The organism is Halomonas meridiana, from assembly GCF_009846525.1.
Lineage (GTDB): Bacteria > Pseudomonadota > Gammaproteobacteria > Pseudomonadales > Halomonadaceae > Vreelandella.
The window spans coordinates 1,926,488-1,948,678 of the sequence record NZ_CP024621.1; the positions used below are offsets into that span (position 1 = coordinate 1,926,488).

General features: G+C 56.7%; 21 protein-coding genes. 10 read left to right on the plus strand and 11 right to left on the minus strand.

The window, feature by feature from the left end:
• The first annotated feature begins 91 nt into the window (after nucleotides 1-91).
• The 5 genes from CTT34_RS09250 to CTT34_RS09270 all read left to right on the plus strand — a co-directional run bounded on the left by CTT34_RS09250 (nucleotide 92) and on the right by CTT34_RS09270 (nucleotide 2,293).
• Complete coding sequence (locus CTT34_RS09250; RefSeq protein ID WP_159342168.1) at nucleotides 92-772, plus strand: Bax inhibitor-1/YccA family protein; 681 nt, start codon at nucleotides 92-94, stop codon at nucleotides 770-772.
• Nucleotides 773-868: 96 nt separating this feature from the next.
• Nucleotides 869-1,258, plus strand: a complete 390-nt coding sequence (tusD, locus tag CTT34_RS09255; RefSeq protein ID WP_159342170.1) for a sulfurtransferase complex subunit TusD — start codon at nucleotides 869-871, stop codon at nucleotides 1,256-1,258.
• Between the two features lie 12 nt (nucleotides 1,259-1,270).
• The gene (locus CTT34_RS09260) at nucleotides 1,271-1,636 is read left to right on the plus strand and encodes a DsrE family protein (RefSeq protein ID WP_159342171.1); all 366 of its coding nucleotides are present in this window, start codon (nucleotides 1,271-1,273) and stop codon (nucleotides 1,634-1,636) included.
• 12 nt (nucleotides 1,637-1,648) lie between these two features.
• Nucleotides 1,649-1,939, plus strand: coding sequence for a sulfurtransferase complex subunit TusB (gene tusB, locus CTT34_RS09265; RefSeq protein ID WP_159342172.1), 291 nt, complete (start codon nucleotides 1,649-1,651; stop codon nucleotides 1,937-1,939).
• Between the two features lie 3 nt (nucleotides 1,940-1,942).
• Nucleotides 1,943-2,293 (plus strand): TusE/DsrC/DsvC family sulfur relay protein, encoded by a 351-nt coding sequence (locus CTT34_RS09270; RefSeq protein WP_159342173.1) that lies wholly within the window; start codon nucleotides 1,943-1,945, stop codon nucleotides 2,291-2,293.
• 15 nt (nucleotides 2,294-2,308) lie between these two features.
• On the opposite strand, the gene CTT34_RS09275 is transcribed toward CTT34_RS09270, so the two are convergent.
• Complete coding sequence (locus tag CTT34_RS09275) at nucleotides 2,309-2,941, minus strand: helix-turn-helix domain-containing protein (protein ID WP_159342174.1); 633 nt, start codon at nucleotides 2,939-2,941, stop codon at nucleotides 2,309-2,311.
• A 69-nt stretch (nucleotides 2,942-3,010) separates the two neighbouring features.
• The gene (locus CTT34_RS09280; RefSeq protein ID WP_159342175.1) at nucleotides 3,011-3,952 is read right to left on the minus strand and encodes a histone deacetylase family protein; all 942 of its coding nucleotides are present in this window, start codon (nucleotides 3,950-3,952) and stop codon (nucleotides 3,011-3,013) included.
• A gap of 106 nt (nucleotides 3,953-4,058) precedes the next feature.
• On the opposite strand from CTT34_RS09280, the gene CTT34_RS09285 reads away from it, so the two are divergent.
• Complete coding sequence (locus tag CTT34_RS09285) at nucleotides 4,059-6,806, plus strand: bifunctional acetate--CoA ligase family protein/GNAT family N-acetyltransferase (protein ID WP_159342176.1); 2,748 nt, start codon at nucleotides 4,059-4,061, stop codon at nucleotides 6,804-6,806.
• A gap of 84 nt (nucleotides 6,807-6,890) precedes the next feature.
• Here the strand turns inward: CTT34_RS09285 and pdxH are convergent, their stop codons facing one another.
• Complete coding sequence (gene pdxH / locus CTT34_RS09290) at nucleotides 6,891-7,535, minus strand: pyridoxamine 5'-phosphate oxidase (RefSeq protein WP_159342177.1); 645 nt, start codon at nucleotides 7,533-7,535, stop codon at nucleotides 6,891-6,893.
• Between the two features lie 196 nt (nucleotides 7,536-7,731).
• On the opposite strand from pdxH, the gene CTT34_RS09295 reads away from it, so the two are divergent.
• Nucleotides 7,732-8,418: a cytochrome b/b6 domain-containing protein gene (locus tag CTT34_RS09295; RefSeq protein WP_159342178.1), complete on the plus strand. Its 687-nt coding sequence runs from the start codon at nucleotides 7,732-7,734 to the stop codon at nucleotides 8,416-8,418.
• Between the two features lie 5 nt (nucleotides 8,419-8,423).
• On the opposite strand, the gene CTT34_RS09300 is transcribed toward CTT34_RS09295, so the two are convergent.
• Genes CTT34_RS09300 through CTT34_RS09310 form a run of 3 tightly spaced genes read right to left on the minus strand, consistent with a single transcriptional unit; the run spans nucleotide 8,424 to nucleotide 9,969 of the window.
• The gene (locus tag CTT34_RS09300) at nucleotides 8,424-8,819 is read right to left on the minus strand and encodes a DUF2069 domain-containing protein (RefSeq protein ID WP_159342179.1); all 396 of its coding nucleotides are present in this window, start codon (nucleotides 8,817-8,819) and stop codon (nucleotides 8,424-8,426) included.
• Complete coding sequence (gene wrbA, locus CTT34_RS09305) at nucleotides 8,816-9,442, minus strand: NAD(P)H:quinone oxidoreductase (protein WP_159342180.1); 627 nt, start codon at nucleotides 9,440-9,442, stop codon at nucleotides 8,816-8,818. The genes CTT34_RS09300 and wrbA overlap by 4 nt, the downstream gene beginning before the upstream one ends.
• A gap of 8 nt (nucleotides 9,443-9,450) precedes the next feature.
• Entirely contained in the window at nucleotides 9,451-9,969 is a 519-nt protein-coding gene (locus tag CTT34_RS09310; protein ID WP_159342181.1) for a gamma-glutamylcyclotransferase family protein, read from the minus strand.
• Between the two features lie 135 nt (nucleotides 9,970-10,104).
• Between CTT34_RS09310 and smrA the strand changes: the two genes are divergently transcribed.
• Nucleotides 10,105-10,695: a DNA endonuclease SmrA gene (gene smrA, locus CTT34_RS09315; RefSeq protein ID WP_159342182.1), complete on the plus strand. Its 591-nt coding sequence runs from the start codon at nucleotides 10,105-10,107 to the stop codon at nucleotides 10,693-10,695.
• A 57-nt stretch (nucleotides 10,696-10,752) separates the two neighbouring features.
• On the opposite strand, the gene CTT34_RS09320 is transcribed toward smrA, so the two are convergent.
• From CTT34_RS09320 to metH, 4 genes are all read right to left on the minus strand, one after another.
• The gene (locus CTT34_RS09320; protein ID WP_159342183.1) at nucleotides 10,753-11,295 is read right to left on the minus strand and encodes a DUF934 domain-containing protein; all 543 of its coding nucleotides are present in this window, start codon (nucleotides 11,293-11,295) and stop codon (nucleotides 10,753-10,755) included.
• Entirely contained in the window at nucleotides 11,282-12,940 is a 1,659-nt protein-coding gene (locus tag CTT34_RS09325) for a nitrite/sulfite reductase (protein WP_159342184.1), read from the minus strand. The genes CTT34_RS09320 and CTT34_RS09325 overlap by 14 nt, the downstream gene beginning before the upstream one ends.
• A gap of 136 nt (nucleotides 12,941-13,076) precedes the next feature.
• Nucleotides 13,077-14,396 carry an MATE family efflux transporter gene (locus CTT34_RS09330; protein WP_159342185.1) on the minus strand — a complete coding sequence of 440 codons (1,320 nt, stop codon included), beginning with the start codon at nucleotides 14,394-14,396 and terminating at the stop codon, nucleotides 13,077-13,079.
• A gap of 13 nt (nucleotides 14,397-14,409) precedes the next feature.
• Nucleotides 14,410-18,105: a methionine synthase gene (gene metH / locus CTT34_RS09335; protein ID WP_159342186.1), complete on the minus strand. Its 3,696-nt coding sequence runs from the start codon at nucleotides 18,103-18,105 to the stop codon at nucleotides 14,410-14,412.
• 272 nt (nucleotides 18,106-18,377) lie between these two features.
• On the opposite strand from metH, the gene nfuA reads away from it, so the two are divergent.
• Together nfuA and CTT34_RS09345 are read left to right on the plus strand one after the other, a co-directional pair.
• Nucleotides 18,378-18,983 carry a Fe-S biogenesis protein NfuA gene (nfuA, locus tag CTT34_RS09340; protein ID WP_159342187.1) on the plus strand — a complete coding sequence of 202 codons (606 nt, stop codon included), beginning with the start codon at nucleotides 18,378-18,380 and terminating at the stop codon, nucleotides 18,981-18,983.
• A 242-nt stretch (nucleotides 18,984-19,225) separates the two neighbouring features.
• Nucleotides 19,226-20,860, plus strand: a complete 1,635-nt coding sequence (locus tag CTT34_RS09345; RefSeq protein ID WP_253016383.1) for a BCCT family transporter — start codon at nucleotides 19,226-19,228, stop codon at nucleotides 20,858-20,860.
• Nucleotides 20,861-20,914: 54 nt separating this feature from the next.
• On the opposite strand, the gene CTT34_RS09350 is transcribed toward CTT34_RS09345, so the two are convergent.
• Nucleotides 20,915-21,958: a DNA-binding protein gene (locus CTT34_RS09350; protein ID WP_159342188.1), complete on the minus strand. Its 1,044-nt coding sequence runs from the start codon at nucleotides 21,956-21,958 to the stop codon at nucleotides 20,915-20,917.
• Between the last annotated feature and the right edge of the window lie 233 nt (nucleotides 21,959-22,191).

Below are 22,191 nucleotides of genomic sequence, written 5' to 3' on the forward strand. Positions count from 1 at the left end.
CTGGGGAACGTGGAAGACTAACACTTGCGTCTGGAACTAGGTAACGGCATGCTTGTCCGTTGATAGTATGACCACTAGGGAGCATAGATACATGGCTTTTAACGATTCGAATACGGCTAGAACGCAAGCTCACAGTACGGTGAGCGGTGTCAGTGCCAACAAAGTGTTACGTAATACTTACGCACTACTGGCCATGACGCTGCTATTTTCTGCCGTCACGGCTGGTGCGTCCGTGGCCATGGGTATCCAACAGATGAACATCTTCGTGTTCTTCATTGGGGCCTACGGCTTGATGTTCCTAGTCCACAAAACCGCTAACTCTGCTGCGGGCCTATTGGCCACGTTTGCCTTCACGGGCTTCATGGGGTTCACCTTAGGCCCGATCATCTCGGCTTACCTGACGCTGCCTAACGGCGGGGCGCTGATCATGAACGCGCTGGCCATGACGGGTCTGACGTTCATCGGTCTGTCCGCAGTCGCGTTGACCACCAAGAAAGATTTCAGCTTCTTGAGCAACTTCTTGATGGCCGGTGCCATCGTACTGATTCTGGCTATGGTGGCGGGCATCTTCTTCAATATTCCCGCGCTGTCGCTGATGGTGTCGGCAGGCTTCGTGCTGTTTGCGTCTGCTGCGATTCTCTATCAAACGAGCGAAATCGTGCACCGTGCTGGCGAGACCAACTATATTCTTGCAACGGTGACGCTGTACGTTTCCATCTACAACCTGTTCGTCAGCCTGCTGTCTATCCTGGGCATCATGAGCAACGACTGATCGACATAAAGCAGGTGGTCACTTGACGTGACATCCATGACAGACCCTACTTGGTAGGGTCTGTTTTTTTTCGCGGATTCAGCACGAGACGACGCTATGGAGTACGGCTTATTGGTGATGGGCGCACCTTATGCAAGTGCGGCCCCACACTCTGCGCTTCGTTTTGCCAAAGCGGTCATTAGCAGCGGCCACCAAGTGGCGGGGGTCTTCTTTTATCGAGAGGGCATCCATAATGCCTCTCAGTTAATGACGCCTCCTCAAGACGAGCTCAACATGCGAGAGGCCTGGGTCGCTCTGCACCAAGAGCATGGTGTGGCGCTGGATGTGTGTATTGCCGCGGCGCTGCGCCGTGGCGTGATGAGCGAGACCGAGGCCAAGCGCCATGGTCAAACGCACTTCAACCTGCAAGCGCCCTTCGAATTGACCGGCTTGGGGCAACTGCTGACACTTCAGCAGCGGTGCGACCGTTTGATCACGTTTGCTTAGGGAGCAATGCAGATGAGTCATGAACACGAGCGGCTGGTGATCATTCGTCATGCGCCGTATAGCTCCAATGCACTGCGAGAAGGGCTAGACGTTGCCCTGGTGGCTGCCGCGTTTGGCCAAGCGGTCAATCTACTGTTTCTTGGTCAGGGCGTGCTGGCGCTGGTCAAAGAGCAAGCCGTTGGAGCGCCAGGGCAGAAAGCAACGCTACCGACTATCGATATGCTGGACATGTATGACATCGACCAGTTGCTAGTGCCGCAAAGTGCGCTGGAGGCGTTGCATTTGCAGTTAGACCAACTAGTGGACGGGGTAACGATGATGGCCGACGAACGATTGCCCGAACTGATCCAACGCCACTCTTATGTCATGAATTTTTAAACGGGCAGCGACATGTTACATATTCTGAACAAGCCCCCACACAGCGAAGCAGCTGCGCAAATGCTCTCTACGGTAACGGAGGGCGATAGCATTCTGCTGATTGAAGATGGCGTTCAGGCGTTATTGTACGTCGATTGGCCAGGCTGGAATGCTAAGGCTGATGTGAACGTATGTGTGCTAAAAGAGGATGCTGTGGCGCGCGGCCTAAGCGAGGTGGTCTTCCGTCATCACGCAACGCTGGTGGATATGAAAGGCTTTGTCGAACTGACCGAGCAGCATACTAAGATCCTGTCGTGGTACTGATCAATGAGTGATGAAAGTTTATACCGTTATCTTGATTATGATGAAAAAATTAAACTCGATCCCGAAGGCTATCTAGTAAAGCAGGAGGACTGGAACGAGCACGTAGCCGATTTGTTAGCCAAGGATGAGGAGCTAACACTGACAGAGGAGCATTGGGAACTCATTCGCGTGGTGCGTGATTTTTATGCGCGTTATGAAATGGCACCCGCGATGCGGCCGCTCGTCAAAGCCACCAAACAGGCATTAGGCGAGGAAAAAGGGCGCTCGGTCTACTTGATGCGCCTTTTTCCCGGCAGCCCGCCGAAGCGTTTGGCGAGGATTGCCGGGTTACCGAAACCGACGAACTGTTTATAGTCGGCCTCCGTCGCGTTAAACCAAATCCCCTCGAGTACACACCGAAAGTACGACAGCATCGTCTTGGCTGGTAGAGACTAGGGCGTGGCCCATGTCACTATCGAAGTAGATGCTGTCGCCTTCGGCCAGTACCAGCGGCGCATAGAACTCTGTATAGAGCATGATATCGCCGTACAGCACCATTAAAAACTCTTCGCCATCGTGACGCACCCACTGATGATACTCTTCAAAACTGCGTGCCCGGACGATGGTTTTGAACGGGATCATGCGTTTTTGAGCGAGCTGATGGCCCAGCAGCTCGTGTTCGTAGGTAGGGGTCGGGTGTAGCTGGCCTTTTCCTTTACGCGTGAGATCGCGGCGACCCATGGTGTAGCGTTCGCGTTTGGGGGGTGTAAAGAGCTGGGGGAGGTCGATGTTGAGCCCGCTGATCAGTTTTTGCACCACGCTAAACGTCGGCGACACCTGGTCATTCTCGATTTTGGAAAGCGTTGAGCGAGCAATGCCAGTACGCTGGCTGACATCTTCCAGCGTCCATTGGTTGGCCAAGCGAATTTGTTTGAGCCGCTCGCCCAAGCGTAACGGTTCGACAAAGGGTTTACGCCCTGACGCGATGCGCAGCGCTGCGTGCTCTTCAGAAGTAGCGGTCATAACGGTCACGTAAAATGGAGGGCAACATGGTGGCTGAATAGTACCACAGCTCCCTCCCTGCCAGGGCCGCTAAGGCGCATTGGTGAAGGGCAGCCCCAAGAGGGCTTTCAGATGGGCCTCGGCACTGCTAGCCAGTGACGTTGGGTTGTAACCGCCTTCTAACACCGACACGACGCGGTTATCGGCGTAGAGTGCCGCAATTTCCATGGCAAGATGCGTCACCCAGTAGAAGTCTTCGTCTTCCAGGCAAATATCACCCATTGGGTCGTCTTTGTGGGCGTCAAAGCCTGCTGACAGCATCACGAGATCAGGCTTGAAGGCGTGTAGCGCTGGCAGCCAGTGGCGCTCAATGACGCGTCGATACTCTTCACTGCCGGTACCCGCCTCCAGCGGTGTATTCACTACGTTTTGCCACTCGCTGCGTAAGTACCGCCAGGGGTAAAACGGGTATTGAAAGCTGGTGCAAATCAGCACGTCTGGGTCGTTTTTGAAAATGTCGATGGTGCCATTGCACTGATGAACGTCGAAATCGAGAATGGCGATGCGCTTAGCGCCATATGTGGCTCTGGCGTGGGCGGCCCCCACGGCAATGTTGTTGTAAAAGCAGAAGCCCATGGCATCGGATGCTTCGGCATGATGGCCAGGGGGGCGCACTGCACAGAAAACGTTGTCTGCCTGGCGTTTGAATACCTGGTCCACACCGCGAACGACGGCACCGGCAGCCACGCGGGCAGCCTTTAGGCTGTCGGGGTTCATCATGGTGTCGCTGTCTAGCGTTACGATCCCTTCGCTGGGTAAGCACTTTTCCAATGCGTGGAGATGGCGCAGCGGATGGACTCTTGCCAGCGCTTCATCACACGCCTCTTTGGCATCCCCCTGCATGGTTTGTTGCAACAGCCCAGACAATGACAGCCGCGCGCGAATGGCCTCCAAGCGCAGAGGGCTTTCGGGGTGCTCTGGCCCCATGTGGTGCAATGCGCAGTCGGGGTGGGTAAGGTAGGCAGTGATCATTCAAGCGCTCCGGTAACGTTAGAGCCACCTTAATCGCCCCGGGGGCTTGCGCGACAGTGTCAATAAGTCGTACACAGTAGTCATTCATGTCAGGGGAGACGCATCCGTGAGCACACGCTTTTTGCATCATTTTTTCGAACCTCGCTCGGTTGCAGTGTTCGGTGCCTCTGAAAAACCGGCGTCTCTAGGTGGCTTGGTCTTGAGCAATCTCCAAGAGGGCGGCTTTCGAGGCAAACTCTTGGCCGTGAACTTGAAGGGATACGTATCGGTATTCGGTGTGGACTGCGTGCGCACCGTGGACGAATTACCCGAAATACCCGATCTCGCGGTGGTGTGTTCACCCATCGAAGGCGTCCCCAAGCTCATCAAAAAGCTCGGTAGGTATGGTGTGAAGGCCGCCTTGGTGCTCTCCGGAGGTGCCTACCTGGACCGAGAGGAGGGTAACAAAGGGTCGATTCGTCAGCGTATGCTCCAGACCGCTCGTGAATCGGGGATTCGCGTGCTTGGGCCGGAGTGTATGGGGCTGATCGTGCCGGGTAAAAAGCTCAATGCCTCGTATGCCAGTCAGCCGGTCAAGGCGGGTCGCGTCGCGTATTTAGGCCAGTCGGGGATGCTGGCCAACGCGATGATCGACTGGGCTGCAGGCCGAGATGTGGGCTTCTCCCATTTGATTACCGTCGGGGACAGCGTGGATGTGCTGCTCCCTGATTTGATCGACTACGTGAATCAGTTTTCTCCTGCCCAAGCCATCTTATTGCACTTAGAGCGAGTCACGGACGCCCAGCACTTCATGACGTCCGTGCGGGATGCCTCCCGCAATCGCTTAGTCGTGGCGATTAAAAGCGGCCGCACGCCGCAGTCGGATATCTCCGGCATGCCCCCAACGCCAGGCATCGCTAACCGCGATGTCGTTTTCGATGCGGCCTTCGCCCGCGCGGGTGTCGTGCGGGTCAACGATTCAGATGAAATGCTCGATGCGCTGGAAACGCTATCCCGCATGAAGCCGCTGCGCGGCGACCGCTTGGCGATCGTTTCCAACGGCCTTGGGCCTGCCATGCTGGCTATCGATAAGTTGGTGAGCGCAGGAGGCAAACTAGCGGAATTTAGCCCGGAGACCCAGGCGGCGCTGCATAAAAGCCAGGTGGATATGAGTAAGCCGGGTGAGAACCCTGTTGACTTAGGCGGAAACGCAACGCCAGAGCGCTTTGTAGAGGCGCTGCAAATCGTCACCGCCGACCCTAACGTCGATGCCGTATTGGCCGTGCACGCCCCCACACGACTGGCGCCTTCCCAAGTCACGGCTCAGGCACTCATCGATCACCGCAAAACCTTCAAACGCAATTTACTCACCAGCTGGATGGGGTTGAAAGAGGCGCTCAATGCCCGCCATGTCTGCAACTTGGCCGGGATTCCCACCTACACCTCACCCGAAAAAGCAGTGAAGGCGTTTATGCACATGGTGGATTACCAGCGCGTTCAGGCGCTGCTGCACGAAATTCCGCCCAGCCTGCCGTTTTCTACCAGCCCGGACATTCGCGCTGAGTGTCGCGCGCTGATCAAACAGGCAAAAGAGCAGGGCAGGCAGACGCTGACGCACTCTGAAACGGCCCGAGTGCTGGAGGCCTACGGTATTCCCACTGCCACCAGTGCCTACGTGCACTCGCCCGAAGAAGCCTTGGTGGTCGCCGAACGCTTTCCTGGGCCAAAGGCGCTGAAAGTCGTTCACGAGGGAAACTGCCGGCCGTATCGCTACCGCAAGCATCCGCATAAGATTTCCGCTGGGCTGCTGCAAGACTTGGAAACACCGGAGCAAGTCGCTGAGGGCGTTCGGCGGTTGGGCGATAAAGTGCAGGAGAAGTTTCCCGAACACGCCATTCGTGAGTACTGCCTCCAGCCAATGCAACGTGGCAAACACTCGATGCAAATTTGTGCAGGCATCACGCGGGACCCCGTATTTGGGCCGCTGATCGTGTTCGGTATTGGTGGCTACAAGGTCAACGTACTGGCAGACCGGCAGGTGGCGCTGCCGCCACTCAATATGAGCCTCGCCTCGGATGTGGTAGGCCGCACCCACGCGGCGTCGTTGATCCGCGAGCACTCGGCCGACCCCGAACGTGATATCCAGCATCTGTGCCAGTTATTGGTCAAACTTTCCCAGATGGCCTCGGATTTGACCGACCTGCGCGGCCTGGAGCTCAATCCCTTGCTGCTAAATCGCGATGGCATGTTGGCCGTGGATTTTGCCATGGACTTAGGACACCCCGCTCGTTTTGCGATCATGCCGTACCCAGAAGAGCTTCGACAGTGGGTGACGTTGAAAAATGGCTGGCAGGTAGAAGTGCGGCCCATTCGCGCAGAGGATGCGCCACTGATCACGACCTTTCACCGGCAGCTCTCAGAGGAGAGCATTCGGTTTCGCTACTTCCATAACAAGTCGAACCTTACCCAGCGCGACCTATCGATTCTGTCGCACATCAACTATGACCGTCAGATGGCCTTTATTGCCGAGCATCAGCACGATGATGGCAGTAAGGAGATGCTGGGAGTGGTGAGGGTTTGGAACGATCCAGACAATATTCGTACCGAGTTCTCGATCATCATTCGCGATGATTTGCAGGGCCTGGGGATCGGTAGCCTGCTGATGAAGAAGATGATCGATTACTGCACCAGCATCGGCACGCTCGAAATGATCGGCAAAATCATGGTGGATAACCACCCGATGCGGGCACTGATGAAGCATCTTGGCTTCCGATGCCGTTACAACATGGAAGAGCAGGTGATTGATGCCGTGCTACGGCTAAACGAACCCGACAGCGAGTGGCAGCGGCACCGCTTGGAGAGTCAGCCGGATTAACCCTGTTCAACACCATGTCCAATAAAATGGCCTGCTGGTCAACACCGGCAGGCCACTTGCTGGATGCCGTCTTGCGCGGGATGATTAAGGCGCTAAACGGAAGCGGCTCCACTCACCGCCATCACGTCGCTCATAGCGCAAGCGGTCGTGCAAGCGGCTGGGTTGCCCTTGCCAAAACTCGATCATTTCTGGATGGACACGGTAGCCGCCCCAATGGATGGGGCGCGGAATATCCTGACCCTCATAGGCTTGTTCAAAACGTTTTTGACGCTCTTCGATCCAGTTGCGATCAGGAATCACAACGCTCTGGGTCGCAATCCAAGCCCCCAGTTGGCTACCACGCGGGCGGCTGGCAAAGTACTCGTCCGACTCCTCGGCAGATACTTGCTCCACCGCGCCTTCGATACGTACTTGGCGGGATAGGGAGGGCCACCAGAACGTGAGGGCGGCGAAGGGGACGTTGTTCAGTTCGCTGCCTTTATGGCTGTGGTAGTTGGTGAAAAACACCATGCCGCGCTCATCGAACCCTTTGAGCAGCACCACGCGGGCATGGGGACGGCCTTGGCTATCCACGGTGGCAAGTGTCATGGCATTACCATCTTTACCTTCGCTTTCGAGCGCCAGGCTGAACCACTCATCGAACATCACGAACGGATCGTCAGGAGTGTGCGTTTCATCCAAACGCCCACCCTCGTAGTCACGCCTGACGTCGGCAATATTACGTGTCATCGGTGAAGCTCCCTTGCGGTGATAAGTTGCATTAGTGTCATGTTCGCTGGTCTACCGATAAAGCTCAAGTGTTGTTCGGTGGATGACCCAAAACGGTTGGTGCAGTGACACAGCGTTGGTGAGTGGGTGGAATCCTCCTAGGAGAACCCGTCAATAAATGAGAAACTCTACCAGTACGAGGATTGAGGATCGTCAGATGCAGAGCCGCACGACACGCATAGCCGTATGGGATACGTTCATTCGTTTGTTTCACTGGTCCCTGTTGGCAGCCGTGGTGATTTCGTTCTACACCACCAAAACGTCGGGCCAGCCGTTTCTATTTCCGCTGGAAGTGCATGCCCAGTCGGGCTATTTGATCATTGGGTTATTGGTGTTTCGCGTGATCTGGGGCCTGGTGGGCACGCCGTATGCCCGCTTTGGCACGTTCTTGTACGGGCCAACTGTCACCGCACGTTATACCAAAGCGCTGATGACACGACGCGCACCACACTACGCTAGCCATAATCCGCTTGGCGGCTGGATGGTCGTATTGCTACTGGCGTCGTTGGGGTTTCAAGCGCTCAGTGGCTTGTTCTTGAGCGATGATATTTTCTTTCAAGCGCCGCTGTATGGGCTGTTAGGGGCAGGGGTAGGCGATTTATTGGGCCAACTGCATGCACTGAATAGCGACCTACTGTTGGTATTGATCGGTGTGCACGTTCTGGGGCTGATGTGGCATGCGCTTCAAGGCGAGCGGTTAGTCACTGCCATGCTTACGGGCGTCAAAAAATTTGACCGCCCCCCTGCGGATGCCACTCCTGCCGCGTCTCGTGCGCAAACCCACTATGCCATAGGTGCACTGCTGATCGCGGCAGGTGTGAGTGGCTGGTTGTGGTTCTACTGATACACTCAGCCTTTGAGGCGCTGTTGGCGGCTGCGAAAACGGGCATACCCCATGCAGCCTGTAAATAGCGCCAGCGATACCAGCGCTTCCAACACTCCGCGCATGCCCTGGCCGGGCAGCGTCGCCAGCATGACGCCTTGTGTGAAGTAGAGCAAGCTGACGAAGGCAAGCCATGCGTGCCCACGGGCACGTTGGCCAATGATCGATGGCAAGAACAGCACCAGGGGTAGGACGAACGCGACGACGGGGCGCCAATTGAACGTCTCGCCTTGCACGAAGAATCCACGATAAATTACCAACAGCAGCAGCACGCCAAAGCTAACGAGCACCAGCAGGCGTGCTTGTCGCGTCAACGTATCGAGCCCGTGTTTCTCTTCCAGCGTCTCTAACCACTGTCTCATGAAGACACCTCCTGGCGCATTTTATGTAATGCCAGCGCGAGTTTGGCGAGCCGCCTGCCTTGTGCTTTGCATAACGCTCGTTCGTGCTCGTCCACCGGGCGGTCGCTGCGCGCGCCAGCCACGTGGCTGGCCCCGTAAGGCGTGCCGCCATGCTGCGTGCTCAATAACGCGGGCTCGCTGTAGGGGATGCCCGCATAGACCATACCGTGATGCAGCAAGGGCACTAGCATGGTCAATAAGGTGCTCTCTTGGCCGCCATGCAAGCTAGAGGTCGAGGTGAACGCGCAAGCGGGCTTATCGATGAGCGCGCCATTCATCCAAAGGCTGCTGGTCGTGTCGAGAAAATACTTGAGCGGCGCAGCCATATTGCCAAAGCGCGTTGGGCTACCCAACGCCAGCCCGCTGCAGTGACGCAAATCGTCCAGATTGGCGTACACCGCTCCTTCGGCGGGAATCTCGGGGTCGACGGCTTCACAGGTGGGGGAGACCGCAGGCACCGTGCGCAGTCGCGCTTCGATACCGGGAAGGCTCTCGACACCCGCTGCTAATTGGCGGGCCATGTCTGCCGTGGCTCCTGAGCGGGAGTAGTACAGTATCAAGACAAAGGGCGTGGCTTCACTCATGGCGTATCCTAAGTGGTGGGCAGGGCGACCAAGCGTTGAGCGGTCACTGGCAACGTGTCATATGGTACCAGAGCTATCCCCTGGGCAGGAGCGCTATCGAGCAGGCTGACCTCTGGAAGCCGAACGTAGACCCAGGCAGTGCTGCCATCGGCCAGCGTCTGCGTCACGCGCTCATAGCGAACGCCAAGCCGTTCATAACGATCGAGGCGCGCCAGCGCACGGGGCGAAACGGTTAGCAGGAGCCCATCGACGTGGCTATCCGCACGGGCCACAAGATCCAACCCCTGACGCTCGAATCCTTCTAGTCGCGCAGGCTCAGGGGAACCTGACGTCCCCATGACGATCCAGCGGATAGGCCAGTAGCGCAGCGTGCCGTACACGAACACTTGGTGGGTGCGCTGTTCGATGTCGGGTAGTTCTTCGGGGCGCTCATAGAACCAAGGGCTGAGCATGGTCAGCCAGAGCCAAGCGGCAATGCCCATCAATCCAGCCAACAGTGACCATACCAATCGCTTTGCCCAAATCATGCGTCATTCCTAGGTAACGTGTGGCTGTGTAGAGTGAAGAACGTCATGCCACAAGACAAGTCTTAAGCAGTGTCGGTGATTTTGCTACGATACGTAGCGTTGTCTAGGCCTTAGACCCTATCGGAGGAGCCTGTTATGAGCCAGTCACTTCGTGATGATATGGACTTCCGCGCGTTAGTGGGCGATGTGAAGCCATTGCCCAAGCGCAACCGCGCAGATACAGGTCCCCACCGTCAACGGCCATCAGAAGCCCAATTGGCCCGGCGTGAGAGCGCAGAAGAGCGTTTGGATGAGCGTAACTTTCTTTCGGACGATTTCGTCGATTTACTGCCCCCTTTCGAACCTATCGAGTTCCGCCGTGAAGGCATTCAACAAGGCGTGGTCGATAAGTTGAAGCATGGTGGATACAGCGTGCAAGCACAGCTCCATTTGTTACGGCGCCCATTGGTGGAGTGTCGGCGTATGCTGTTCCCCTTCATCCAAGAAGCCTATGCCCATGACTTACGCTCGGTGCTGATCGTTCATGGACGTGGGCGGGAGCTGGATAGCCCGGCCAACGTGTTGCGCTCTTATATCGCCAAGTGGCTCACCCAGTTCGATGAGGTGCAGGCTTACGTCTCCGCACAACCTTCAGAGGGCGGACTGGGTGCGACCTGGGTGATGTTGCGCAAAAGCGACCGCGCCAAAGCCAATAACCGCGAGCGTCAACAGAAGCGGCGCGGTTAAACGCAAAAACGCCGACAAGGGCAAATCCTTGTCGGCGTTGTCGATATGCTAGCGGGGTTACTGGCTAGCAGCTAGGCGCTTTTCGAACAGAGCTTGGCGCTCTTCCACGTCGGTCTGATAACGGACGCTGAACGCATTGAGGGCGCGCAGTGCATCCTCAGGGTGCTGATCGTCTCGTAACGCCATGGTCGAGAAGCCGCAGCGACGCATGTAATCCAACTGATCGACCAGCACGTCGCCGACCGCACGAATCTCTCCCGTGAACCCATAACGCTCTCTCAGCAAACGCGCAATGGTGTAACCACGCCCATCGGTAAAGGCCGGGAAATCTACGGCGACGGCAGGGGCCATCTTGAGTTCGCTGGCCAGTTCGGCGTTGAGTTCGGTGTCGCTCGCCAGTAGCGGTGCCAGCTCTGCATCATCCTGATGGCTTTGCCACAGTGCGAGTGGCACGAACGCAGGGCGCTGCTCGGGCAGTGTTTGCGTATCGTAGGAGACGCACCAAGCATTTTCAGCAGCCAGCTCACCGTTGTCGATCAAGTGATCGACATGAACCGGCGTCTTTTCTACGGCCTCGGTTTGGGTATCATTGCTGGGCATAAACACGCTCCTTAAAGGGTTTTAGGCCAATACGGCGATACGTATCCAGGAAGCGCTCATCTTCGTGACGTTCAGCCACATACACTTCGAGCACCTTCTCGACCACGCCCGGCACGTCTTCGCGGAAGAAAGAGGGGCCTAGAATTTTACCCAGCGAGGCGTCGTCCGTTGAATTACCGCCAATCGAGACTTGGTAATACTCCTCGCCTTTTTTATCGACGCCAAGGATGCCGATATGGCCGACGTGGTGGTGGCCGCAGGCATTCATGCAGCCTGAAATATTCAGGTCGAGCGGACCCAAATCGTATAGGAAATCCAGGTCTTCGAAGCGCTCTTGCAACGCCTGGGCAATGGGAATGGAGACCGCATTGGCAAGGCTGCAGTAATCGCCACCGGGGCAGCAGATGATATCGTTCAGTGTGCCAACGGTGGGGTTGGCCATTCCCAGCGCATCCAGTTCTTTCCAAAGTGCTTCGAGCTCGTCGACCGGCACGTCTGACAGCACCAAGTTCTGCTCGTGAGTCACCCGCACTTCGCCAAAGCTGTAGCGATCCGCCAGATCGGCCACGGCTTCCATTTGGTCGGCAGTGACGTCTCCCGGAGCATGCTCGCGGCGCTTCAATGACAGCGTGACCGCTTTGTAACCCGGCACTTTGTGGTCGGTCACGTTATTGGTGACGAAACGCGCGAAGCTGCGGTTTTCGCTACGCAGCTGGTCGAACGCTGCCACCGCGTTGTCGGCCACCGGGCGGCGCTCCGGCTCGGGGAAGTGCGCTTTGGCGGCGTCGACGGCAGCTTGATTCAACGTCTGAGGTCCATCCTTCAGATGCGCCCACTCTTCGTCGACTCGGCGGCGGAACTCATCGATACCTAGCGCCTTCACCAAAATCTTGATGCGCGCCTTGAACTTGTTATCACGGCGACCGAACTGGTTATACACCCGCACACACGCTTCGAGATAGGTCAGCAGGTGCTGCCAGGGCAGGTCTTCGCGTACTACGTCGCCAATCATCGGCGTGCGGCCCAAACCGCCACCTGCCAACACCTTGACGCGCAGCTCACCGTCAGCATTGCGCCACAGGCGCAGGCCAATGTCGTGAACCTGAATCGCAGCGCGGTCTTGGGCGGCCCCGCTTACCGCAATTTTGAATTTGCGCGGCAGGTAAGCAAACTCCGGGTGCAAGGTAGACCACTGACGAATGAGCTCGCACCAAGGGCGCGGGTCTTCGACTTCGTCATTGGCAATGCCAGCAAACTGGTCACTAGTGGTGTTACGGATGCAGTTACCGCTGGTTTGGATTGCGTGCATCTGTACCTTGGCCAACTCGGCCAAGATATCCGGCACGTCTTCGAGTGCAGGCCAGTTGAGCTGCAGGTTTTGGCGCGTTGTGAAGTGGCCATAGCCGCGGTCGTAGCGGCGCGTAATCTCGGCCAGGGCACGCAATTGCTGGCCTGCCAGCATGCCGTAAGGAATGGCGATGCGCAGCATAGGCGCGTGTTTCTGGATATACAGGCCGTTTTGCAGCCGCAGGGGGCGGAACTCTTCCTCTCCCAAGCGTCCGGCTTGGTAGCGCTCCATCTGATCGCGGAACTGAGCTACGCGCTCGTCAACCAGCGTTTGGTCGTGAATATCATAACGGTACATGTGGCACGATCCTGCTAAAAGCGAAATGGTCACGTCGAGACGGACGGTAATGTGCCGTCACCTTAACGCGGGCGTCATATTCTACAAAAGAATATATAATTATCTTTTTATCGTTAAATGCTATTTCAAACGACTATCAAAACCCGTGGGCGAGCCAGCGTCGCCGCTGCCATACCCACAAAAAACCAGTAGAGTTGAGCAGTCGGTAAAAGAGCTGTGTCAACCAGACCCCGACCAACCCGTAACCCAGCCAAATACCCACCCACCAAGCCAGTGGTAAAAAGAGTAGCCACTGCATCCCTAAGGTGAGCAGCATGACGGTGCGCTGCGCACCAGCGCCCATCAGGGCCTGTGCCAATACCAGCGCAGCGGCGTCGAGCACGATCATCAGGCCGGTAATTTGCAGGGGCAGTCTCCCTAACTGCACCAGCGCCTCATCGGTAAAGAAAATGCCCAAAATCGGCTCGGGGATGACGAGCATGGGTAACGCTAGAACAGTCAGCAGCATACCGGCAACGCTCAAGGCGTCAATGCCCCAGCGGTGGGCGGCCTGCTGATCGTCGCGGCCCAAGGCTTCGCCGACAAGGCTCATGGCAGCGACTCCCACACCGACGCCCGGCAAAATCAGTAGCAAGGAAAGATTCACCAAGACGTGACCGACCGCCACGCTCGACGTGCCGAGTTGACCCAGCAGCCAAAAAAGCACCACGTAACCGGCGGCAAACCAAAGCTGTTGCAGCGAATGCGGACACGCAAGCGTCAGCGTCGATCTAACGTCTTCCCAGGAAGGCATTGAGGAAGTGCTGGGATGACACTGCCGCCAAGTGATGCTTCCCCAGATCCCCAGCCCCAGCAGAAGTGACAGCGTGGTGCCGATCGCAGCGCCGTTCACTCCCAACGCAGGCAACCCCGCGACCCCGTAGATGAGTGCCGCACTGAGCGCCACGTTAGCTGCATGGACCACGACGATGATACGTAGATAGAGATGCGTTTGCTGCCGCCCGTTCCAGTAGCCACGTAAGCAAAGGGTCAGCGCGATGGCGGTTAGCGCGATGACGCGCCAGCGGAAGTAATCGATAGCAAGCTGTGTGACGTCGTCTGCGGGGGATATCAGATGAATCAGCGCCGGGGCTTGCCACCATGCCATACAAGAGAGCGGCAACCCTACGGCCAAACCGATGACCATGCCTGCGCGCAGGGGCTGGGTAGGGCACATGTGGTTAGCGCCCGTTGCGTGGGCCGTTTGCGACTGCACGCTGGAGGATAGGCCAAACACCAGCGCCGTCATCATGAACATGGCATACCCACCCATACCCACGGCGGCCAGTGCTTCCTGGCCTAAATGGCCTATCAAGGCAGCGTCGATCAAATTGAGCACGCTCTGCGAGAGCATGCCCAGCATGATAGGAAAGGCCAAACGCATGACCTTGCCTTGGCGGCGAACCACTGGCGACATTCGTTCGGACGAATCAGCTAGGGTCGTAAGAGAGCACCGGCGAGAGCCAACGCTCCATCTCAACAAGCGACATCTGCTTTCGCTCGGCCAGTACCTCGACCTGATCACGAGTGATTTTGCCCGTGGAGAAGTACTTCGACTGCGGGTGGGCAAAGTACCAGCCCGACACGGCTGCCGCTGGCCACATGGCGAAGTTCTCCGTCAGCGTCAGGCCGGTATTCTCTGGGGCGTTCAGCAAACGGAACAGCGTGGCTTTTTCAGTGTGATCCGGGCAGGCCGGATAGCCTGGGGCAGGGCGAATGCCCTGATACTTTTCGGCAATCAGCGCGTCGTTGTCTAGCGTTTCTTCAGGCACGTAGCCCCAAAACTCTTTGCGCACCCGCTCATGCATGCGCTCGGCAAACGCTTCGGCCAAGCGGTCGGTCAGCGCCTGCACCATGATGGCGTTATAGTCGTCACCGGCAGCTTCGTAGGCTTTGGAGAGCTCGTCCACACCGTGCCCCGTGGTCACCGCAAAGCCGCCGATCCAGTCGGGTTTGCCGCTCTCTTTAGGGGCGATGAAGTCAGCGAGGCTGTAGCAGATACCGTCACGGCCTTTGGTGGTTTGCTGGCGAATATGGTGTAGACGCTCGACCACCTCGATGCGGCTCTCGTCGGCGTAAACTTCGATCACGTCATCATCCACGCTATTCGCAGGCCACAGGCCAATCACGCCGCGCGCTGTCACGTGCTTTTCATCGATCAACTTGCGCAGCATCACTTGCGCGTCGGCAAACAGGCTCTGGGCGGCTTCACCCACGACCTCGTCGTTGAGAATCTTCGGGTACTTGCCAGCGAGCTGCCAGCTCATAAAGAAGGGGGTCCAGTCGATCCGCTCGACGAGTTCTTCCAAGTCGTAATCGTCGAAGGTCATCAATCCCAGCGTGTTTGGTTTGGCAGGGGTATGAGTCGCCCAATCGGTGCGAAAGCGCCGCTTACGCGCCTGGGTGTAATCCAGGTCGGCGGCTTTGGGGCGGCGCTTGGCATTACGCTCGCGCACTTTTTCGTACTCTTCGCGAATCTCGGCCACGTAAGCCGGTTTCAAGTTGGGGGCCAGCAGCTTGCCAGCCACGCCGACCGCACGGGAAGCATCCGTCACGTAAATAACGGGGTGCTCGTACTGCGGTTCGATTTTAACTGCCGTGTGCGCTTTGGAGGTGGTGGCACCGCCAATCAGCAGCGGCAGGTCCATGCCGCGGCGCTGCATCTCTTTGGCCACGTGTACCATCTCGTCCAGCGACGGGGTAATCAGGCCAGAGAGGCCGATGATATCGGCATTGTGGTCAATGGCGGCCTGGAGAATTTTCTCGGTGGACACCATGACGCCAAGATCGATCACTTCGTAGTTATTACACTGCAGCACGACCCCCACGATATTTTTGCCGATGTCGTGGACATCCCCCTTGACCGTGGCCATCACGATTTTGCCTTTGGCCTGGGTATCCTCACTTTTTTCCGCTTCGATGAAGGGAATCAGGTACGCAACCGCCTGCTTCATGACACGGGCGGACTTGACCACCTGGGGCAAAAACATCTTACCCGCCCCAAACAGGTCACCGACCACGTTCATGCCATCCATCAGCGGGCCTTCGATCACCTCGATGGGGCGGGCAGCTTGTGCACGGGCTTCTTCCGTATCGTCTTCGATATACGCTGTAACGCCTTTCACCAGCGCATGCTCGATACGCTTGTTGACCGGCCAGCTGCGCCACTCGAGATCCTCTTTCTTCGCGGCACCGCTGCCGTCACCCTTGTACTGATCGGCGATGTCCAAGAGACGTTCGGTGCCGTCGCTGCGACGGTTGAGCACGACGTCTTCTACGGCTTCGCGCAGCTCGGCGGGCAGGTCATCGTAGACAGCCAGTTGCCCGGCGTTGACGATACCCATGGTGAGGCCCGCGCGAATGGCGTGGTAAAGAAATACCGAGTGGATCGCTTCACGTACCGGGTTGTTGCCTCGGAACGAGAACGACACGTTAGACACGCCGCCGGAGATCATGGCGTGGGGCAAGTGTTCACGAATCCATTGGGTGGCTTCGATGAAATCCACGGCGTAGTTATTGTGCTCTTCGATACCTGTAGCGATGGCGAAGATGTTCGGGTCGAAAATGATGTCTTCGGGCGGAAAGCCGATCTCATCCACGAGCAGCCGGTAAGCGCGCTCGCAGATTTCGGTTTTGCGCGCAAAGGTATCGGCCTGGCCCTCTTCGTCGAACGCCATGACGACAATGGCGGCACCAAAGCGACGGCACTTGGTGGCCTGTTCGCGGAAGGCGGCTTCACCCTCTTTCAGCGAGATCGAGTTGACCACCGCCTTGCCCTGTACGCACTTCAGGCCCGCTTCGATGATGTCCCACTTCGAGGAGTCGATCATGATGGGCACACGGGCAATGTCCGGCTCGCCAGCAATTAGGTTCAGAAAGCGCACCATGGCTTCCTTCGATTCCAACATGCCTTCGTCCATGTTGATATCGATGATCTGCGCGCCGTTTTCGACCTGCTCTAAAGCCACTTCAAGTGCCGTGGTGTAATCTTCCTCTACGATCAGGCGCTTGAAGCGGGCCGAGCCGGTGACATTGGTACGCTCGCCCACGTTGACGAATAAAGAGTCGGCTTCGATGTTGTAGGGTTCTAGGCCTGACAGACGGCACGCTTTGCTGCGCTCGGGCACTTGTCGAGGCGCCATGGGGCGCACGGCCTCGGCAATGGCGCGGATGTGCTCTGGCGTCGAGCCGCAGCAGCCGCCAATGATGTTGACTAAGCCGCTTTGGGCAAACTCGCCGACGATCGCGGCCATCTCTTCTGGAGTTTGGTCGTATTCACCAAATTCATTCGGCAAACCCGCGTTGGGGTGGGCAGAAACGAACGTATCGGCTTTAACGGAGAGCTCTTCCAGATAGGGGCGAAGCTCTTCGGCTCCCAAGGCACAGTTCAAGCCTACCGAAAGCGGGTTCGCATGACGGATGGAGTTCCAAAAAGCTTCTGTGGTTTGCCCGGATAACGTACGTCCTGAGGCATCGGTAATCGTGCCGGAAATCATGACCGGCAAACGACGGCCGAGATCATCGAACAGTTCTTCCAACGCATAAATAGCGGCTTTGGCGTTGAGCGTATCGAAGATCGTCTCGATCATGATCAGGTCTGCGCCGCCGTCGATCAGGGCACTGGCCGCTTCGTAATAGTTTTCTCGCAGTTCGTCGAAAGTGACGTTGCGTTTGGCGGGATCGTTCACGTCGGGTGAAAGAGATGCCGTGCGTGACGTTGGCCCGAGAACCCCAGCCACATAACGCGGCACATCGGTTTCCGCAGCGACGGCGTCGCACACCTCACGCGCCAAGCGTGCCGATTCGCGGTTGAGCTCAGGCACCAGATCTTCCATGCCGTAGTCGGCCTGGGACAACCGGGTGCTGTTGAACGTGTTGGTTTCCAATATGTCCGCGCCAGCTTCCAGATAATCGCGGTGGATACGGGCGACGACGTCCGGACAGGTTAGCGCCAGTAGATCATTGTTGCCTTTCAAATCCGACGGCCAGTCGCGGAAGCGCTCACCGCGAAAATCATCCTCGCTGAGTTGAGCATTCTGCAGCATGGTGCCCATGCCGCCATCCAGAATCAGAATGCGTTGGGCAAGGCGTTGGGTAAGGAAAGCAGTCAAATCGCTAGCAGCCATGGCAGGGGAAAATCTCCAGCGTCTCAGTCGGAAAGGGTATTTTTATCGTCGTCGTCAGTCATTAAGCGGCGGCTATCATACCAAAGGGCACACCATAGGGCAGCAAGCCTGGTCGTGAAGTTATTGCAGCATCTTTATTAGACGTGCTCATAAAGCGCGGGCAATAGCCGACTAAAACACTCGGGATTGTGTCGGCTCGCGGTTTTGCTTACCATAGGCACAAATGACATGTGAAGTGGCCGTGCCACTACCACGGGAGGATAACATCCCTTATGACCACGACTATCGAAGCGCCTGGTATTGATATTACCGACAGTGCACAAACCTACCTTGCCGAGCTGCTGGAAAAGCAGAACGTCGAGGGGATTGCCGTACGCATTTTCATCACTCAGCCCGGCACACCTTATGCAGAAACCTGCCTGGCCTATTGCCGCCCTGGGGAAGAAGAGCCGACGGACGTCAAACTAGAACTCGAGAAGATCAATGTCTTTCTCGACAAGAACAGCCTCGCATTCTTGGAAGAAGCGGTGGTCGACTTCAATGCTGACCGCATGGGTGGCCAGCTGACCATCAAGGCGCCCAACGCTAAGATGCCGAAGGTCAATGCCGATAGTCCGCTCGAAGATCGCATCAATTACACGCTCTATAGCGAAATCAACCCTGGTCTGGCGGCCCACGGTGGTGAGATCAAGCTCGTCGAGCTGACCGAAGACAAAGTCGCGATCCTGGCCTTTGGCGGTGGTTGCCAAGGGTGCGCCGCAGTGGACCTCACGCTCAAAGACGGTGTCGAGAAAACGTTGATGGACCGTATTCCCGAGCTTGCCGGTATCCGCGACGTGACCGACCACACGGATACCACGAACGCCTATTATCGCTAAGCCTATGGCTGCCCATTGGCTTGGTAGACACTGAGCTAAAGGCAGCAGAGCGTCGGTACAAAGCCCAGCAGAGCACTGCTGGGCTTTTTTATCGTTAGCGTTTCATCATTCGAGCCACTAAAGCGCCGTCTAGCGATCAACGATGATTCCATGTAAAACTATTGTAAAGCTATTCCCTGGGCGATGATGCCTAGCGGGTTCCTACAAAGTGCCATGGAGAGACGGCCATTAAACGCTCATCTGTGTTTTCTAATATTCATAAACCTATCTTTTTCGGATCGCTAGGCCTGCTGCTGGCGGTGACGCTGCCGCTCATTCTGTTTCCAGAGATGGGGCGGGTGTGGGTGATGGCGGCGCAAAGCTTCGTGACCACCAACTTCGGCGTGCTCTATCTCGCCATGGGCGTCGCATCACTGGGCTTTATGTTCTACATCGTGTTTAGCGACATAGGACAGATCAAGTTAGGCGATGTCGATGCCGAACCAGAGTTTTCGCTGCTATCGTGGGGCGCGATGCTGTTTGCTGCAGGCATTGGTGGGGCGGTCGTCTTCTGGGGCATGGTGGAGTGGATGTATTACCTGCAAAACCCGCCTTTCCATGTCGCGCCTTTTTCCGAAGAGGCAACCGCCTGGGCGGCTACGTATGGCATGTTCCACTGGGGGCCGATTGCATGGTCGATCTACCTCGTGCCGGCATTGCCCATGGCGTACTTTCTTCACGTGCGTAAACACAAAGTGCTGCGTATCAGTGAAGCCATTCGCCCCGTGCTGGGTGAAAAGCTGGCTCGAAGCTGGTTGGGTAACATTATCGATATTCTGTTTATTTTCGGCATGCTGGGTGGCGGCGCGACGTCGCTGGGTATTTTGGTGCCTCTCATCAATGAAGGGCTTGGCAATCTATTCGCTTTCACGCCCAATGCCAGCAGCCAAATTGCCGTGTTAGTGGGCACGACAGCCATCTTTGCCGTGAGTGCCTGGCGTGGCCTGAAGGGCGGCATCGAAATGCTGTCGGACATCAATATGTGGCTGGGCCTCGCCGTACTGCTGTTCGTACTGGTAATGGGACCAACGGTGTTCATCCTGGATACGGGCCTGAATTCCATCGGCTTAATGCTCAGCAACCTGATCGAAATGGCGACATGGACCGAGCCGTTTGGCGCGTTGGGTGGATTCGAGGACACTGGTTTCCATCAGTCATGGACGATTTTCTACTGGGCGTGGTGGCTGGTGTTCGCGCCGACCGTGGGGCTATTCATTGCGCGCATTTCGAAAGGGCGCCGTATCAAGACCATGGTGGCGGGATCGATTTTCTTTGGTTCGCTGGGTTGTGCGCTATTTTTCATCATCCTCGGCAACTACGGCCTTTATCTGCAGCTATCCGGCACGCTGGACGTCATTCAAGTGATGAACGAACAGTCGGCGAATGCAGCCTTCTATGCCGTGCTTAGCCAGTTGCCGCTGTCTTGGCTCGTCACGCTCGCGGTGGTGATACTGCTGTCGATTTTTACCGCCACCACGTTCGATTCCATTGCCTACATTCTTTCGTCCGCGGCCGAGAAGAAACTCGATAAAGAGCCTGCGCGCTGGCATCGTCTGTTTTGGGCCTTTACGCTATCGCTACTGCCGATGTCACTGCTGTTCTTGGGCGGACTGCAAACGCTGCAGACCGCCAGTATCGTTAGCGGCGTACCGCTACTGTTGATTGCCGTGCTGTTGATGATCTCCATGGTGCGCGCAGCGCATTACGATCTGCGTTATCAGCCCGATTACGATGACCCCGAGATCAACATCGAAGAGTTTCCAGAAAACGACCCCTGGACGGAGAAGGGTACGTGGGAACTACCTGAGGAACAGAGCGGCGAGCCGAGCCAGTCTTAACAGTGCTACGGACCCTCGTCGCTCCCATCCTCGAGTCATGCTTGGCCATCCCGCTTATCGGGATGGCTTTTTTGTGTCTGGCGTATCATCGCTGCTACTGATCAACGTGTTAGGCAGATCCGCTAGCTGTGCTTGCAGTGACGCCATGCGCTGCCATAACTGCTCTTGCCAATGGTCACTGTCTCGCGCCTGTTGCTGATGTGTTTCCAGCGCCTGCGTGGCTTTGTTCAGGCTCGCCTGCAGCTCGTTGCGCTGTGTTAGTAGCTCTGCATTGTGGCGTTCCAGCTCTGTCAGGCGCTGCTGATGAGCGTTGTTTTCTTGCTGGTAGTGATGAATCGCATCGTTTTTTTGCTGCAACTCCTTGGTGAGTGTCTCTGCACGCTGCTCCCATTGCTGTAAGCGCTTTTGTAGCGCTTTCTCTTCTTGGGCGCGCTCTTGTCGCAGCGTGTCCAGCAGCGCCATCAATTTACCTTCCGACGCTTCGTTGCGCTGCTCCTCTTGGGCCAGACGCTGCTCCCAAGCCGTTTGCTGTGCGGCCTGTTGCTCACTAAAGCGTTGTTGATCCGCTTTGAGCGCGCGCTGTGCTTGATCGAGCTGCTCGCGGTAGTGGATGACTTCCTGAGCCGCTTTTTCTGCCTGCTGCTGCCAATGACGCTCATGGGTCTGGCTCTCGCCAAGCTCGCGATGCAGCGCCTCTAGGCGCTGTTCGGTGTGGCGAAGGTGCTCGGCCAGGGCGCTTTCACGCTGATCGGCATTGGCGGCCTGTTGAAGCGCGTCGGCAGCTTCTTGCTGTGCGCTCTCCACCTGACGATTGGCATCTTCTCGGTAGTGCGCGAGTGCTTGGTTGGCTACTTCTTGCGCTTCGCGCCATAGCTCGCTGGCTACATTGACCACGACTTCCGGCACGCCTTTGGGTGGCGGTACGTCGCGATTCTGCTCGCGCTCAGTTCGCCATAGCCGGAAGTGTTCGCTGATGGTGGTAAAGCTGCCGGTGCCGAGCACCTCCCGAATACGCTGCACGCTGGGGGTATCGCCACGTGCCAGTAGCGTATCGATAGCTTGTTGAACATCACTGTACTGAATTCCGCTGCGCGCCATGGCGTGATCCTTATGCGTTGAGTGACATTGCTTGAACGGTATTGTCCTGACTTTACGAGCAAAACACAATTATTACATATTACATAAAACGTAATATTATTTATTTAACGGAAGTAAAATTCAAGATTACGCTCATTATCTTGAATTTATAGAGTTGTAGCGTCACACTTAACCATTGAATGGATAACGACTAAAAGGGCGCTGAGATGTCATTAGAAACGACAAAGAATGGG

Excerpts from the sequence above, each read along its gene's own strand:
- smrA (WP_159342182.1), top strand. The coding sequence starts at position 10,105 with ATGAGCCAGTCACTTCGTGATGATATGGACTTCCGCGCGTTAGTGGGC.
- CTT34_RS09270 (WP_159342173.1), top strand. The coding sequence starts at position 1,943 with ATGAGTGATGAAAGTTTATACCGTTATCTTGATTATGATGAAAAAATT.
- tusB (WP_159342172.1), top strand. The coding sequence starts at position 1,649 with ATGTTACATATTCTGAACAAGCCCCCACACAGCGAAGCAGCTGCGCAA.
- CTT34_RS09275 (WP_159342174.1), bottom strand. The coding sequence starts at position 2,941 with ATGACCGCTACTTCTGAAGAGCACGCAGCGCTGCGCATCGCGTCAGGG.
- tusD (WP_159342170.1), top strand. The coding sequence starts at position 869 with ATGGAGTACGGCTTATTGGTGATGGGCGCACCTTATGCAAGTGCGGCC.
- CTT34_RS09260 (WP_159342171.1), top strand. The coding sequence starts at position 1,271 with ATGAGTCATGAACACGAGCGGCTGGTGATCATTCGTCATGCGCCGTAT.
- pdxH (WP_159342177.1), bottom strand. The coding sequence starts at position 7,535 with ATGACACGTAATATTGCCGACGTCAGGCGTGACTACGAGGGTGGGCGT.
- CTT34_RS09295 (WP_159342178.1), top strand. The coding sequence starts at position 7,732 with ATGCAGAGCCGCACGACACGCATAGCCGTATGGGATACGTTCATTCGT.
- CTT34_RS09300 (WP_159342179.1), bottom strand. The coding sequence starts at position 8,819 with ATGAGACAGTGGTTAGAGACGCTGGAAGAGAAACACGGGCTCGATACG.
- CTT34_RS09280 (WP_159342175.1), bottom strand. The coding sequence starts at position 3,952 with ATGATCACTGCCTACCTTACCCACCCCGACTGCGCATTGCACCACATG.
- CTT34_RS09330 (WP_159342185.1), bottom strand. The coding sequence starts at position 14,396 with ATGTCGCCAGTGGTTCGCCGCCAAGGCAAGGTCATGCGTTTGGCCTTT.
- metH (WP_159342186.1), bottom strand. The coding sequence starts at position 18,105 with ATGGCTGCTAGCGATTTGACTGCTTTCCTTACCCAACGCCTTGCCCAA.
- wrbA (WP_159342180.1), bottom strand. The coding sequence starts at position 9,442 with ATGAGTGAAGCCACGCCCTTTGTCTTGATACTGTACTACTCCCGCTCA.
- CTT34_RS09250 (WP_159342168.1), top strand. The coding sequence starts at position 92 with ATGGCTTTTAACGATTCGAATACGGCTAGAACGCAAGCTCACAGTACG.
- CTT34_RS09310 (WP_159342181.1), bottom strand. The coding sequence starts at position 9,969 with ATGATTTGGGCAAAGCGATTGGTATGGTCACTGTTGGCTGGATTGATG.
- nfuA (WP_159342187.1), top strand. The coding sequence starts at position 18,378 with ATGACCACGACTATCGAAGCGCCTGGTATTGATATTACCGACAGTGCA.
- CTT34_RS09350 (WP_159342188.1), bottom strand. The coding sequence starts at position 21,958 with ATGGCGCGCAGCGGAATTCAGTACAGTGATGTTCAACAAGCTATCGAT.
- CTT34_RS09325 (WP_159342184.1), bottom strand. The coding sequence starts at position 12,940 with ATGTACCGTTATGATATTCACGACCAAACGCTGGTTGACGAGCGCGTA.
- CTT34_RS09320 (WP_159342183.1), bottom strand. The coding sequence starts at position 11,295 with ATGCCCAGCAATGATACCCAAACCGAGGCCGTAGAAAAGACGCCGGTT.